A 14,559-nucleotide genomic window follows, 5' to 3' on the forward strand; every position below is an offset into this window, starting at 1 on the left:
TTATTCCTCTTTATTTACCAGCTTCCGGCCCTGCGGCGGCAGATCCCGCCCCGTTCTTGCCGGCGCCGCTCTCCTTCCCGGAATCTCCGGCGGCATTCCCGGCTTCCTGCCGGGAGAACACCTTTATGCGGCCGTCCGGCATTCTGATAATTTCCAGATTTTCCAGATCCTTGGGCGCCAGCTGCTCCCGGGCGCCGGGAGTAGTATCAATCAGGTCGGGCAGCACCTCCAGCTTCGCCGGCCTCATGGCGTACTTGGAAATCGCCACCGTAACGCAGCGGTTCCGGGCCCGGCCTCTTTCCGTGGCATTGGAGACAAAGGGAGCAAACTGACCGTAGGCCTCCACGCCCAGCCTGTGGGGCTCAATGCCGTTTGCGGCCATATCCTCGATAACGCTGATGGATCTCGCGGCGGAGAGCTCCCAGTTGGAACGGTAAACCTCGTTCTTCACCAGAGAGTTGTCAGTATAACCGCGAACCCGGACATAGTTAGTGATATTCTTAAGGATATCGGAAATCTTTTCAAGCACCGGACGGGCCCTGTTGAGAATAGAGGCGCTTTCCGGCGCAAAAACCAAAGCGTCATTGAGATCAATGGTGAGCCAGTTCTGATTCTGGGACACGATGACCAGGCCCTCGCTTTCCAGCTCCTCCAGGGCATTGGAAATATCCTCCCGGACGGAATCCAGCGGGGCTCCCATAATGTTTTCTCCGGAATTACTGGTAATGGCATCGCTGCTCTCGGCGCCGCTGCCGTTGTTATCCTCTCTGTTGCTTTCCTTTCTTACCGGGGATTCCTCGGAAACGCCGAACTCGATCATGCCTCCGCCGCCAGGATTGTCCGCATGAATGGGCTTGATATCCGGAGTGGTGAGAGAGACGCTGGCATCAGCGGGGTTTTCGCTCATGAGCTGGGTAATGACAATTTCCGCCTGTCCGGGAGTCTCGGCCCGATCATTCACAAATCCCACCTGGGTGAAGCTGTCCATAAGGCCCTGCACCATGGCGGAAAAGTCATTCCGGGCGGACATGGCAAAGCCGTACAGCACCACGAACACGGCAAAAAGGAGGGTCATAAAGTCCGCGTAGGACACCATCCAGCGTTCGGCATTTTCAGGCGCGGCAGCCTTCTTTTTGCGGGCCATGAGAGCTAGACCTCCTGACCGGTGTAAACAGAAAGCTTTCTCTTAAGCTGCATGGTGTTTTCCCCGTTGGAGATGGAAACCAGCCCGTCCAGGGTCATGGCCTTGAAGGCCATCCGGTCATGGAGGATCGCCTTAAAGCGGTTTCCGGCCGGCAGAAAGAGCAGATTGGCCGCCACCAGGCCGTAAATGGTGGCCACAAAGGCCACGGCAATGGAGGGGCCCAGAAGCTCCGGCTGATCCAGAAGTCCCATGGCATGGATGAGGCCCAGCACCGCGCCGATGATGCCCATGCAGGGAGCGTAGCCGCCGATGCCCTCCAGCACCTTGATATACTGCTCCTCCTCGTACTCCTCATGCTCCATTTCCATTTCCATGAGAGCCACCAGCTGATCCTTGTCCACGCCGTCCACAATCATCTGAATGCCCTTTCTGGTAAAGGAGTCGTTAATATTGCCCAGAGTGTTCTCCAGAGCCAGAAGTCCCTGCTGTCTGGCGGTCTGCAGCATGGATTCCAAAAGAGAGGACTGGCCGATAAAATCATTCCGGGGCGGCGCAATGAGCCACTTAAGTCTGACCAGAGCCCCGATTACCGTGCCGATGGGAAACTGCACCATGCCCGCTCCGAAGGCGGCTCCGATAACGATCATGAACGCCGGAAGATCCAGAAGCGCGGTAGGATGAGAGCCCTCGATCATCATGCCGCCGAGAATAAAGCCTACCCCGACAAAAAAGCCTAAAATATTCATGTAAAACCTATAGAACTTTCTTTAATTAAATGCGCTGTCAGCATGGCGCCGATGACAGCCATGGCAGACTCATTCCAATCCTGTCAGTTAAGCTGACCCTGATTTTTTCAGTAACCGGATCCCCGTCCCTTAAGTTCCCGGCCGGGCTACTTCTTTATGGTCTTAATAATCTCTCTCGCAATATCCTGCAGCGGGAGAATCCGGGAAGCCAGCCCCGCCACGGCCCGGGGCATGCCGTAAATCACCGAGGTGAACTCGTCCTGGGCCCAGATCTCGGAGCCCTTTTCCCGGAGGAGCTTGCAGCCCATTTTCCCGTCCTGTCCCATGCCGGTGAGAATGATGGCCAGCACCCTGATATTGCTGCACCGGGAAAGGGATCCCATGAGAATGTCCACCGATGGCCGGTAATAAACCTCCGGAGGGCTTTCGATCACCGAGATCCGAAAATTCCGGGCGGAGCGGGCGGTGATGGTGATCTGCTGTCCCCCCGGGGCGATGTAAACGCACCCCGGCTTCAGCTGCTCCCCGTTTTCCGCCTCCTTGACCGTAACCTCCGCCAGATTGTTAAGCCGCTCGGCAAAGGAACGGGTAAAGAGTCCCGTCATATGCTGCGCAATCACCACCGGAAAGGGGATGGTGCCGGGAAGAGCGGTAATAATGGCCTGCAGCGCATTGGGGCCGCCGGTGGAGCTCCCGATGGCCAGAATCTGATAATCGGTGCTGCCCTCGGGGGCAAAGCTCTTAATATGCTGCAGATGGGCATTCCGGGTTTCCTGGCTGATCCTGAGGTTATTCAGGGCGTTAAGCTCCGCCTTTTTGCGGTTTATGAGAGCCTCCAGCCGGGATTCCACTCTGCTCATTTTCTCCAGGGCCCGCTGACCCCGGCTAACCGGCGCGGCCGGAGCGGAAACAGGCGCTTCCCGGCGGATAGCAGTATCAGCCGGGCGGGATGCCGGAGATGCCGCCTGAGGCAGCGGCGCCGCCGGCACCCTGCGGAAGGCGCTTCTCTCCGGTTCTGCCGCCGCGGCAGGACGATCCGGGCGGACAGAGCTTTCGGAGTTCAGGGGACGGGGCCGCGCCGCCGTAATTCCCCGGCGGTACAGGGAGGAAGTGCCCAGAGCCTTTACCTTGGAGCAAATCTCCTCCACCACCTGGGACTTTCTTCTGGCGATGCCGGAAAAGTCCTTGGGCAGAAAATCCGCCGCCCCGTAGGAAAGCGCCTCGAAGGTCTCCCGGGCCCCCTCCTCCGTCAGTGATGAAAACATCAGAACCGGGGTGGGACAGACCTCCATAATCTTCTTCACTGCCTCAATGCCGCCCATCACCGGCATTTCCACATCCATGGTAATCACGTCCGGTCTCAGAGAGCGGGTAAGATCCACCGCCGCCTGACCGTTATGGGCTTCTCCAATCACCTGGATGCCGGGATCCGTGTCAAACATCTCCCGGAGACGCTTGCGGTAAAAGGTGGAATCATCAACTATCAGCACTTTCACAGACATTTGAGAAACCTCGTTGACCAGTCTCGTTGTTAACCAGCCCCGCTTCCGGCGCAGAAATTCAATAATTAAAAAAACTCCGGAAATGTCACTCGCCGGAGTCATTAACAATCATCAGACGGCGGGAGGCGCAGGACTTGCGGGAGCCGCCTTGGCCGCCGGCTTTCTCGCTGCCGGACGGACTGCCTCCTTCCGGGCATAGCCCCGGAGCAGGCTGGGAATATCCAGGATCAGCGCAATGCCGCCGTCAGAGGTGATAGTGGCACCGGCCATGCCGGGAGTGCCATGAAGAAGCTCGTCCAAAGGCTTTATCACCACTTCCTCCTGACCCACGAGTTCATCCACCACAAAGGCCACCTGATTGCCGTTGCCCTGCTGCACCAGCACCACATGCCCCCATTCCGGATGAACGACAGGGGTCTTGTCGCGTCTTCTGATAAGCCAGTCCTGAAGATAAAAGAGGGGGATAGCCTTTTCGCGGATCACAATGGTGTCCTGACCGTCCACCTTCTTGATGCCGTCCAGCTTGAGATGGAAGATTTCGTTAACCGAGGTCAAAGGCAGCGCAAAGCTCTGGGCTCCCACCTTCACCATCAGGGTCGGGAGAATGGCCAGAGTCAGGGGCACCTTGATTTCGATTACGGTGCCCTTCCCCAGATGGGAATCGATGCGCAGGGAACCGTTGAGCTTGGAGATATTGGTCTTCACCACGTCCATGCCCACGCCGCGGCCTGAGATATCCGAAATCTTTTCCTTAGTGGAAAAGCCCGGCTTGAAGATCAGATTGAAGGCCTCGGCATCAGTCATGCGATCGGCGGTTTCCTTGTCCAAAACCCCCCGCTTTATGGCCACGGACTTCAGCTTCTCGGGATCCATGCCGGCGCCGTCGTCGATGATCTTCAGGAGAATGTGATCCCCCTCCTGAGAGGCGCTCAGGGTAATGGTGCCCTGCTCCGGCTTGCCGGCTCTCATTCTGGCGTCAGGCATCTCGATGCCGTGGTCGCAGGAATTTCTGACCAGGTGAATCATGGGATCCGCCAGAGCGTCCACCAGAGTCTTGTCCAGGTCAGTTTCCTCGCCCTCCATCACGAGCTCGATCTTCTTGCCCAGATTGCGGGCCAGCTTGCGGATAAGCTGCGGGAAGCGGCCGAATACCTTCTTGATGGGCTGCATGCGGGTCTTCATCACCGCGCCCTGGAGATCGGCAGTCACCACGTCCAGATTGGAGATGGTCTTGTTAAGCTCCTCGTTGGACTGCATGGAGTTTCCGATGCTGAGCAGGCGGTTTCTCACCAGCACCAGCTCGCCCACCATGTTCATGAGGTTATCCAGAATCTTGGTTTCCACCCGGACAGTGTCGTCAACGGTAACCTTGGCACTGTTAGCGGCTGCGGCCTGCTTGTCCGCATGATGATCCGGGACATCCGCCGGCGGGGGCGGCGCATCGGAGGGAGCCGGAGCGGCCTTGGCAGCCGGAGCAGACGGCGCGGCCGGCTTGGGCTCGGCGGCTGCGGCCAGAATAGCCTTGTCATTGGCGGTGCCGGGAGCCACGCCCTTGCCATGGAGAGAATCCAGCAAAGCCTCGAAATCGTCGTCCGTCATAGTATCCCCGGGGCCGGAGAAAATATCCGCCGCCGGGGCCGGCTTCGGAGCCGGAGCAGGCTTTGCGGCGGGCGCCGGAGCAGGAGCCGGCTCGGGCGCGGCGGGAGGAGTAAAGCCCGGGAGCGGCACCGGCTTTGCTTCGGCGCCGGCCAGAATGGCGTCAAATTCGCTTTCGATATCCATCCCGGAAGCAGCGGCCGGAGCGGCATTCTTGTCGCCGGCGGAGCCGGGAGCCACGCCCTTGCCGTGGAGCGAGTCCAGAAGAGCCTCAAACTCATCATCGCTGATGGTGTCAATGCCATCCGAGGGGGGCGGAGACACCGGGGCCGGAGCCGGTTTGGGAGGCGGAGGAGGAGGCGGCGGCGGGGGCGGAGGAGGCGCTGCGGGAGCCGGACGGGGAGCCCCGCCGGGAACGCACAGGGCCTTCAGGCTGTTCAGAAGAGAGGCCGGAGCCGCCTCGGGCATTTCGCCGTTCTGCACCTGATGAAACATTTCATTGATGGTGTCATAGGCCTGAAAAATCACATCCATAAGATCAGATGTCACCGGCACGGTCTTTTTCCGGAGGCAGTCAAAAACATTTTCAGCGCCGTGACAGGCTTCCACCAGCGGGGTGAGATTCAAAAACCCCGCGCCGCCCTTCACAGTGTGAAAGGCGCGGAATATCGCATTCAGAAGCTCGGAATCATCCGGATTCTTTTCCAGAGCCACCAGCTGCTCTGAAAGATTTTCAATAAGCTCACCAGCTTCCACCAGAAAGTCCTGGAGAATTTCCTGATCAACACCTTCTAAAGCCATCTAACTTCACCTAATCTAATTCATGAGCATTAATGCATTTAAAAAGTCCGCGGCGTGAGCTAAAAGCCGAGACTGGCCAGCAAATCGTCAACATCATCCTGATTCTTGGCGCAGTCTTCCCGCCCTTCAGGATTAGGTATGGGCCCCTCTGCCGCCGCCGGGGAACCCGCCCTGACGCGGCCGTCGGCAATGCCTTTCCCGCCGGCATAGTTCTTCAGCAGGGAAAGCAGGCTGCCCTCCACCTCTCCCACCAGCTTGATAATGCGGTTAATCATCTGTCCGGTCAGATCCTGAAAATCCTGCGCCATTAAAATTTCGGTAAGCTGATTATTCAGGGTATCAGCATCCCGCTGCGCCCCCTGCAGCAGGGAATAGCTCTCGTGGCAGAGCCGCACAAAGGTGGATTTGTCGATATCCTTGCGCATCAGCTTCTCCCACATGGGCATAATGGAGTGGATGGAGGAGTCCAGCTTGCCGGCCAGAGGCTTGCACTGATCCACGGCATCCATGGTGCGGTTCGCCGCGCTGTCGGTCATTCTGATAATATACCGCAGTCTTTCGGTGGCATCGGGAATCTCCGTCTCGGCAATATCCCGGAGCCGGGGATCCACGGTGAAGCTGTTAAGCTCGTCATGAAGCGTGCGGGCCATTTTTCCGACTTCGGAAAACAGGTCTGCCTGATTGCGATTTACGATGCCCACTATCATGGCATCCGCTTCTTCCTGGTACCCGTCCTCGAGATATTCCAGAAGAAGCTGCGCCTCGGCCCTGGTAATCAGAGGGCCTCTTTCATGACCTTCGCTGCTGTATACTGTCATACGCGCCCTGCCTCGGTTTTGCTAGCCCAGACGTTCAAAAATCTTATCAAGCTTTTCCTTAAGAGTCGCTGCGGTAAACGGCTTTACGATGTAGCCGTTGATGCCGGCCTGAGCCGCCTCGATAATCTGTTCTCTCTTCGCTTCTGCGGTAACCATCAGCACCGGCAGCGTCTTCAGCTTGTCATCGGCGCGAATGGCCTTCAGAAGATCGATGCCCTGCATGCCGGGCATGTTCCAGTCGGTTATCACAAACTGGAAGTCCCCGCTCTTGAGCATGGGCAGCGCGGTGTTGCCGTCATCAGCCTCCTGAGTATTGTTAAAGCCCAGGTCACGGAGCAAATTCTTGATAATTCGCCGCATTGTGGAAAAATCATCAACAATCAAAATCTTGATATTCGTGTCCAAAATCAGCCTCCAGGTACACTTTCATAGAGATTCCTGCGCAACGTACAACCGATGTACAACAAGAACACTACTCCCTTTTTAACTAATGCATTATGCACATGTCTTGATAGCTTTTCAGAGATCTATACAGCAATTTGCATTCAATTAAGGGACAGAGCCCACAAATTTAGCCAATATTGCCCGGAAAACCGCTCCCTGTGATGAAAATCCCGTGTAAACAGACACTATAAGAGCTGCCGCGGGATCGAACCCCCGCGGCATCGTCCGGAACGAAAAGAGCATGACATGGAAGATGAACAAAGACAAAACGGCAGGATGATGAAACGATCTGAATAATACAGCCGGAAAGCTGCAGGCGGAAAACCCTGTTCGGTATCAGGCATCCTCAATCCAGTCCCGGAGCACGGCCCGGATCCGCACGGTGGCCTGAGCCATGATCTGGCTTACCCGGGATTCCCCCACCCCGATGACCGCGCCGATTTCCTTGAGGTTGAGACCTTCGTTGTAGTAGAGAGAAAGCACCTGCTGCTCCCGCTCCGGGAGCTTTTTGAGGGCCTCGGCCAGATGGGAGGCAAACTGCTCCCGGGAAATCTGGCTTAAGGGGGTGGCCATGGAGCTCTCCGGATCCGTCTCCACGGAAATCACATCCTCGCTGACCCCCAGATCATCAATGCCGATAAAATGGCTCACGGCTTCATCAGCAACCATGCGGTGATATTCGTCAATGGAGATCTGCATGCGGGCGGCCACCTCGCTGTCCCGGGGCTGGCGGCCCAGCTCGTGGGAAAGCTTGTTGATCACCGAAGCAATGGAGCGGGCGTTTTTGTGGACGGCCCGGGGAGCCCAGTCGTCGCTGCGGATTTCGTCCAGCATGGCGCCGCGGATGCGAATGGAGGCATAGGTTTCAAAGGACGCCCCCTGAAGTCCTTCATAATTTCTGGCCGCTTCCATAAGACCGATCATGCCGGCCTGAACCAGATCGTCAACCTGCACCATGGGAGGCAGGCGGGCTTTGAGATAGAGAGCAATGCGCTTTACCAGCGGCGCGTACCGAAGCACCATGCTGTCGCGATTGTCCTTCTGACTGAGATAAGCCCTGGTCGGATTCAATTTAAGCTTCCTTTACATGCTGAGGCTCTGCTTTTCTTCTCCGTCACCGGCAACCGAACGCTTCACCAGATTTTCCACAAAGAATTCCAGATGCCCTTCCGGATGATACGGAATCGGCCAGGTGGCGGCCCTGAGAGCCAGAGCCTTGAAGGCCATGGCAGCGGGAGACTTGGGAAAGGCATCCACGATAACCTGTCTTTTTCTCAGCGCCAGTCTGATATTATTATCCATAGGGACACATGAAACAAGCTCCAGAGCCACATCCAGAAAGCGATCCGTGACCTTGGTCAATTTGGCAAAAAGCTCCTTTCCCTGCTTCAGACTGCTGACCATATTGGCCACGATCTTGAAGCGGGAAACCCCGTATTCCGTGTTCAGGATCTTCATGAGAGCATAGGCATCGGTAACGGAGGTGGGCTCGTCGCACACCACCACGAGCACGTCCTGAGCGGCCCGGGCAAAGGCCAGCACCATATCGGAAATGCCGGCGGCGGTGTCCACAATCAGGACGTCAATGGGGGTTTTAAGCTCGCTGAAGGCCCGGATAAGCCCGGCATGCTGCGCCGGGGACAGCTCCGCCATGACCTGCTTGCCCGAAGAGGCCGGGACGATTTTAAGACCGTGGGGGCCCTCAACCATGACCTCATCCAGGGTGCATTCCCCGGAAAGCACATGATAGAGATTCCGGTTGACCTTTATGCCCAGCATGACATCGATATTCGCCAGTCCCAGGTCAGCATCCAGAAGCATCACCCGCTTCCCCTGAGCGCTCATGGCAATGGCCACGTTCAGGGAAACGCTGGATTTGCCCACGCCGCCCTTGCCGCCTGTTACCGTAATAACCTTCACCCCGCGCCCGGAAAAATTTCCGTCTGCCATTTTTCTTAATCCTTCTGCCTGATCCATAATAATTCTCTGCTCTCTCCTGCTTAGCCTGCTCCCTGCCCCAGTTCCCTGGCCCAGGTCGCCTCCCTTTCATCGGCGGCGCCGAGCTCCAGCTCCGGTTCCAGATCCTCAATCTGGGAAAGAAGCATAGATACCAGCCGGCGGGAATCTCCCACCTCCAGATCCTCAGGAACCCGCTGTCCGGAGGTGGTATAGGCGATGGGAATATCCTGTTCAATGCCGATGCTCAGAGCATCGCCGATGCTGACGCTTTCATCCAGCTTGGTGATAATAAGGCCGTCAATGCCCACCTGACCGAAACGTCTGCAGGCATCGTCCAGCACCTTGCGCTGGGCCGTGCCCGGCAGCACCAGATAATGCTGCAGCCTGATTCTGGCATTGCGATCCAGCTCCAGAAGCTCCTCCTCCAGCCGGGTGTCCCGCTGTCCCAGTCCGGCTGTGTCAATCAGCACCAGACTGCGGTTTCTGAGCTGGTACAGGGCCTCCGACAGGGTGGTGACATCCTCCACCACCTTCACGGCACAGCCCATGATCCGGCCGTAGGTCTGGAGCTGCTCGGAAGCGCCGATGCGGTAATTGTCCGTGCTGATAAGAGCCACCTGATCCGGGCCGTATTCCAGGGCGAACCTGGCGGCCAGCTTGGCGATGGTAGTGGTCTTGCCCACGCCGGTGGGACCGATAAGGGCCACGGCTCCGCCGTTTTTGAGGATGGCGTCCTGGCTGACCCGGACGTTGTTCTCCAAAATCCGTGCCAGCTCCCGCCAAGCCTGAGACAGGGGCGCCGAGCCGTTTATTCTGTTTGTGACGCGGTCGGCTGTTTTTTCAGAAAAGCCGCCGGAAACCAAAAGCCGGGCGATCATGGCCCGCACCGGCTCCTCCCGGCTGCGCTCCTCATGCATGAGACCGGCCAGCTGATACTGGAGAAGATGCCTGATGGCCTCCACCTCCCGGGAAAGATCCGTGAGCTTTCCGGCATCGGAAAGAATCTTGTTCTCCGGAATTCTCCCGGCATCCTTGCCGCCGGCTCCGTCTCCGGCTCCCCGGGACGGCTGATACCCCTTGAAGGCATTGCCGGCTCCGATGCTGCCGGGAGGAGTGCGGCTGTAGCCGGAGCTCTCGCCGGAGGCCCCGCTCCGGGGCCGGGCCGGAGCCGCCGGCTTCGGGTTAAGCTTTTCCTGCCGGGACAGGAGAGCTGCCAGAGAATCCGCAAATTTTTCCTGTCTTTGGGTTAAATCTGACGGTTTATTGACGTTTTTGCCGCCGGAACGACGCTTTTCCGGCAGGGAGGCAGACGATAAATTGACACTGTCATCCGGAATTTCCCGTTCATAGCCGCTGGTGTCCGGGGCGGGCTTTTCAGTTTCCTTCCGGGCGGAATCATCCACAGCGGCCACGATTTCCACGCCTCCGCTGACATTTTTGCTGGACATGATAATGGCTTCCGAACCAAGCTCCTCCTTGATTTCCTGAAGCGCCGAACGCATATCCTTTGCAAAAAACCGTTTCAGATTCATGTATTACCCCTGCTACTGTCCTACTGCGCTGACTATCTTGATCTGCTTGTCATCCGGAATTTCCTGATAGGATAAAACTCTGAGCCCCGGTATGGAGTTTTTCACAAACCGTGCCAAGGTGTTTCTGAGGAGTCCCGAGGTCAGCAGAATGGCCGGCTCGCCCTCCATCTCCTGCCGGCTTGCGGCGTCAGAGAGGGACTTCTGCATTCTTTCCGCCAGGCCCGGCTCGATGCCTGCACCATCAGCCCCGCCGGACTGCAGGGACTTGTGCAGAATGTTTTCCAGATCCCGGGACAGCGTAATTACCGGAATCACCTGAGACGATCCTACAATATCCTGCACAATGAGCCGGCGCAGTCCGATGCGGCAGGCTGCGGTAAGCACCTCGGGATCCTGGCTCCGGGGCGCGTAATCGGTCAGAGTGGTAAGAATGGTGCGCATATCCCGGATGGGCACGCCGTCATTAAGGAGATTCTGGAGCACATGACACAGATTCCCCAGATTAAGCACGCCCGGCACCAGGTTCTCCACCAGCTTGGGCTGGGTTTTGGAGACGATGTCCAAAAGATTCTGCACCTCCTCCTGCCCCAGAAGCGAGGCGGCGTTCTGGGCCAGAATCTGGCTCATGTGAGTGGCCACCACCGTGGCGGAATCCACCACGGTGTAGCCGTAGCCCAGAGCCTGATCATTATCGGACTTGCTGATCCAGATGGCATCCAGTCCGAAGGAAGGATCCTTAGTGGGGGTGCCCTTCAGATTTCCGAACACCTGTCCGGGATTGATGGCCAGCTCCCGGTCGGGATAGACCTCAGCTTCTCCGAGACTGACTCCCATCATGGTAATGCGGTAGGCATTGGGGGAGAGATCCAGATTGTCCCGGATATGCACCGCCGGCACCAGAAAGCCCAGCTCCTGAGAAAGCTTCTTTCTGACGCCTTTCACCCGGCTCAGAAGCTCGCCGCCCTGCTTTTTATCCACCATGGGAATCAGCCGGTAACCTACCTCCAGACCGATGACATCCACCGGGGCCACATCGTCCCAGCTGAGCTCCTTCTTGTCCGGAGAAGGAGCGCCGGCAGAGCTGACCGGAGCGTTTTTGGCAGCCTCCGCCTGCTTCTTCTCCCGCTTCTTCATGTACCAGGCCAGAGCGCCGCACAAAGCTGCCAGAATCAGAAAAGGCACATGGGGCATGCCCGGAACCACGGCGATAATGCCCAGAATGGCGGCAGCCACGGCCGGGGATCGGGAGTCCCGGAAAATTTCCCCGATGACCGCCTTTCCCATATCCTGAGCGGTATTCTGCCGGGTAATAATAATGGCGGTGGCCACGGAAAGCAGTAAGGACGGGATCTGGGCTACCAGGCCGTCCCCCACGGTAAGCTTGGTGTAAATGTCCGTGGCATCGGCAAACTTCAGATTATGCTGGGCGATACCGATAATCATGCCGCCGATAACGTTGATAAACAGGATCAGAATGCCGGCGATGGCATCCCCCTTCACAAATTTGCTGGCGCCGTCCATGGCTCCGTAGAAATTGGCCTCCTGGGTGACCTCGGCCCGGCGCGCCTTGGCCTGATCCTGAGTGATAAGGCCGGCATTGAGATCGGCGTCAATGGACATCTGCTTTCCGGGCATGGCATCTAAGGTAAACCGCGCCGTAACCTCAGAAATGCGTCCGGCGCCCTTGGTGATAACCACAAAGTTAATGATCACCAGGATGGCAAACACAATAAGTCCCACCACGAAGTTGCCGCCCATGACCACATTGCCGAAGGACTCGATAACCTTTCCGGCAGAGGCGCCGCCCGCATGTCCGTGCACCAGAATTACCCGGGTGGAGGCCACGTTAAGGGACAGCCGAAGCAGCGTGGCTATAAGCAGCACAGAAGGAAAGGAGGCAAATTCCGTGGGCTTTTTCGTATAAATGGTTACGAACAGAATCAGCATGGAAATGGTGATATTGAAGGTAAAAAACATGTCCAGCAGGAAAGCCGGCATCGGCAGCATGACCATGCCCAGGCACATCAGCACCAGTATCGGCGTGCCGACTGATTTTACCGGCAGAGTCTTAATCCTGTTCCAGATATCCAGAGCCATATTGCAACTACAAGCTTCCCATGTTTTTACCGATCTGCATTATATGATCATTGCGGTTTTTTACGGTTGCCCCGCCCCTCCGGCGCTTCAAATGTATGAAAGGGATCGTGTTTCGCCGGAAAAACAAAACCGGAAAAATCTCCCGCAAAGCAGCATGACGGCATGGCGGAGCAGCAGAATAGCGGCACCACCGCATTTTGCGTATCCAGCATATTTCATGCCGGATAGCTCAGGACGGGGAATTATCGGTTACGGCAGGAACGGAAGCCGGAGCGGAAAGGATCATGCCCCGGGTCTTTTCGGAAAGCAGGCTCAATAGCCAGTCCCCGTACAATTGCTGAAGCTTCAGGCGATCGGCAAGATAGTCCCCCCGGCTGTAGGCCTGCTGCACCGCGTTCCGGATATCATGCGAAAGATAAAGCTCCCGGGCCGTCCCGGAGATATCCCGGGGATTCATAAGCTCTATTACCGTCCGGAACACGGAACGGGATCCGTGGAGACTCATGCGTTCCCGGAAGCTTCCGGGAATGCTCCTCCGGAGAAATTTCGGGAAATAATCCGGCTTCATGTCCTGATAAAAGGGCCGGATCCGCAAAATCAGCCTCCTGAGAAGAGGAATAACCGGAATCCGGAAACCTGCGCTGTCGCCCCTTCTGGTGGACTTCACTTCAATGGCCATAACATAGCTCTCGGTGCCCGGAATGAGCTTCATGCTCTCCGCATTCATAATCACCCTGCATGTCTCGGAAATTCTGGTGCCCAAAATGAGATGGCAGATCCAGGTCAGGAACACCGTTTCAGGACATTCCAAAGCCAGAGCCGTCAGAAACTCCCGCACCTTCTCCGCCGCAATTTCCAGACTGTCGAAGTTATGGCAGGACAGAGCATAACGGTGCCGCGCCGGCACTCTCTCGCAGGTCTGATACAGTCCCAGAAAGGGATTATGGGACAGCGTGCCCCGTTTCACTCCCCAGGCGGCGATGCTGTTCAGAATGCAGATATAGTACTTGCGGGTATTATGATGCAGGGAGAGATCCAGATCCTCCGGATTGATCTCCGCCACGGGAGTATCCGCAAACTGGCCGGAAAAGCCGCAGATCACGGAGCGGTAGGATTTCAGGGAGCTTTCCTTGAGATTATGATTCTGAACGTAAAGCTCAAAAAGCTCTCTCAGGGTAATCCCCGGGGCCGGATCCCCCAAAGCGCTCTGATCCTTATTTTCTCCGGAAAACACCGTAAGCCCCCGGAGCAGGATCTGCCGGTTCAGCTTTCCCGCCTGCTTCCGGGCCTCCCGGAGAGAGATTTCCGAGACAATGCCCAGACTCTTGTACCTGGCCCGGGAACGGCGGCCGGAGTTTCCGGATCCCGTCTCCGGAGTTCTTTCCGAATACCGGAAAACATATGAAATCGACAGGCGGGAGGTGCTTTTCTGAATTCGCACAAAAAGCCTTCTTACTCCCTGAACCTTCAGCATCACTGATTTTCCGGCCCCCGAATCATAATGCTCCAGATCCTTCACATCCTTCTGAGTTTTGATAACCGGTTTAAAAGATCCCATATCCTTACACCACCAACTCCCAGCCGCACATGTCAGTCACGATTTAGTAACGTCAGAATTTAACAACTGAAATTGTCCGCTCCCTGCAAAGCCGGCAATATCACGCTTCCATTACGATGCAGAATGATTTCCGAGAAACGTTTTAGTCACGTCTTCCTTACAGCATCCGGAAAATACCCGTCTCCCCGTAATTATCCATATCCCCGGAGAACCTTTGTTTTAAAGGGGAATCAGATACCGTACCAGAGAGCAAGGAAAGCAATATCTTTCGCAAATAATATAATGTTTAACCCTATAGGGTAAAGGAATTATTATGAAGGCAAAATGGCTTCCTTTAGCAGCTGGCGTAGCTCTCGCTGCTG

At 56.7% G+C, this 14,559-nt stretch carries 11 protein-coding genes; all 11 read right to left on the reverse strand.

The annotated features are described in order from the left end of the window. Positions 1 to 10 precede the first annotated feature (10 nt). Entirely contained in the window at positions 11 to 1,144 is a 1,134-nt protein-coding gene (locus ACJROR_RS02125) for a flagellar motor protein MotB (protein ID WP_406545660.1), read from the reverse strand. A 5-nt stretch (positions 1,145 to 1,149) separates the two neighbouring features. Beyond that, on the reverse strand, positions 1,150 to 1,890 hold the full coding sequence (locus ACJROR_RS02130; RefSeq protein WP_406042086.1) for a flagellar motor protein: 741 nt from the start codon (positions 1,888 to 1,890) through the stop codon (positions 1,150 to 1,152). A gap of 146 nt (positions 1,891 to 2,036) precedes the next feature. Beyond that, a complete protein-coding gene (gene cheB / locus ACJROR_RS02135; RefSeq protein WP_406545661.1) occupies positions 2,037 to 3,392 on the reverse strand; it encodes a chemotaxis-specific protein-glutamate methyltransferase CheB in 1,356 nt (451 codons plus the stop codon). A 111-nt stretch (positions 3,393 to 3,503) separates the two neighbouring features. After that, positions 3,504 to 5,789, reverse strand: coding sequence for a chemotaxis protein CheA (locus tag ACJROR_RS02140; RefSeq protein ID WP_406545662.1), 2,286 nt, complete (start codon positions 5,787 to 5,789; stop codon positions 3,504 to 3,506). Between the two features lie 59 nt (positions 5,790 to 5,848). Then, positions 5,849 to 6,607 (reverse strand): protein phosphatase CheZ, encoded by a 759-nt coding sequence (locus ACJROR_RS02145; protein WP_406042092.1) that lies wholly within the window; start codon positions 6,605 to 6,607, stop codon positions 5,849 to 5,851. Between the two features lie 21 nt (positions 6,608 to 6,628). Next, positions 6,629 to 7,012 carry a chemotaxis response regulator CheY gene (gene cheY, locus ACJROR_RS02150; RefSeq protein WP_019001103.1) on the reverse strand — a complete coding sequence of 128 codons (384 nt, stop codon included), beginning with the start codon at positions 7,010 to 7,012 and terminating at the stop codon, positions 6,629 to 6,631. Between the two features lie 375 nt (positions 7,013 to 7,387). After that, positions 7,388 to 8,122, reverse strand: coding sequence for an RNA polymerase sigma factor FliA (locus ACJROR_RS02155; RefSeq protein WP_406042094.1), 735 nt, complete (start codon positions 8,120 to 8,122; stop codon positions 7,388 to 7,390). 12 nt (positions 8,123 to 8,134) lie between these two features. After that, a complete protein-coding gene (locus ACJROR_RS02160; protein ID WP_406042096.1) occupies positions 8,135 to 9,028 on the reverse strand; it encodes a MinD/ParA family protein in 894 nt (297 codons plus the stop codon). 23 nt (positions 9,029 to 9,051) lie between these two features. Beyond that, a complete protein-coding gene (gene flhF / locus ACJROR_RS02165; protein ID WP_406545663.1) occupies positions 9,052 to 10,542 on the reverse strand; it encodes a flagellar biosynthesis protein FlhF in 1,491 nt (496 codons plus the stop codon). A 12-nt stretch (positions 10,543 to 10,554) separates the two neighbouring features. Further along, entirely contained in the window at positions 10,555 to 12,639 is a 2,085-nt protein-coding gene (gene flhA / locus ACJROR_RS02170; protein ID WP_406545664.1) for a flagellar biosynthesis protein FlhA, read from the reverse strand. A 229-nt stretch (positions 12,640 to 12,868) separates the two neighbouring features. Then, the gene (locus tag ACJROR_RS02175; RefSeq protein ID WP_406545665.1) at positions 12,869 to 14,197 is read right to left on the reverse strand and encodes a hypothetical protein; all 1,329 of its coding nucleotides are present in this window, start codon (positions 14,195 to 14,197) and stop codon (positions 12,869 to 12,871) included. Positions 14,198 to 14,559 lie beyond the last annotated feature (362 nt).

Source organism: Succinimonas sp., from assembly GCF_045225735.1.
Classification (GTDB): Bacteria; Pseudomonadota; Gammaproteobacteria; order Enterobacterales; family Succinivibrionaceae; genus Succinimonas.

Coding starts and splice junctions, on each gene's coding strand:
- ACJROR_RS02125 (WP_406545660.1), bottom strand. CDS start 1,144: ATGGCCCGCAAAAAGAAGGCTGCCGCGCCTGAAAATGCCGAACGCTGG.
- ACJROR_RS02130 (WP_406042086.1), bottom strand. CDS start 1,890: ATGAATATTTTAGGCTTTTTTGTCGGGGTAGGCTTTATTCTCGGCGGC.
- cheB (WP_406545661.1), bottom strand. CDS start 3,392: ATGTCTGTGAAAGTGCTGATAGTTGATGATTCCACCTTTTACCGCAAG.
- ACJROR_RS02140 (WP_406545662.1), bottom strand. CDS start 5,789: ATGGCTTTAGAAGGTGTTGATCAGGAAATTCTCCAGGACTTTCTGGTG.
- ACJROR_RS02145 (WP_406042092.1), bottom strand. CDS start 6,607: ATGACAGTATACAGCAGCGAAGGTCATGAAAGAGGCCCTCTGATTACC.
- ACJROR_RS02160 (WP_406042096.1), bottom strand. CDS start 9,028: ATGGATCAGGCAGAAGGATTAAGAAAAATGGCAGACGGAAATTTTTCC.
- flhF (WP_406545663.1), bottom strand. CDS start 10,542: ATGAATCTGAAACGGTTTTTTGCAAAGGATATGCGTTCGGCGCTTCAG.
- flhA (WP_406545664.1), bottom strand. CDS start 12,639: ATGGCTCTGGATATCTGGAACAGGATTAAGACTCTGCCGGTAAAATCA.
- ACJROR_RS02175 (WP_406545665.1), bottom strand. CDS start 14,197: ATGGGATCTTTTAAACCGGTTATCAAAACTCAGAAGGATGTGAAGGAT.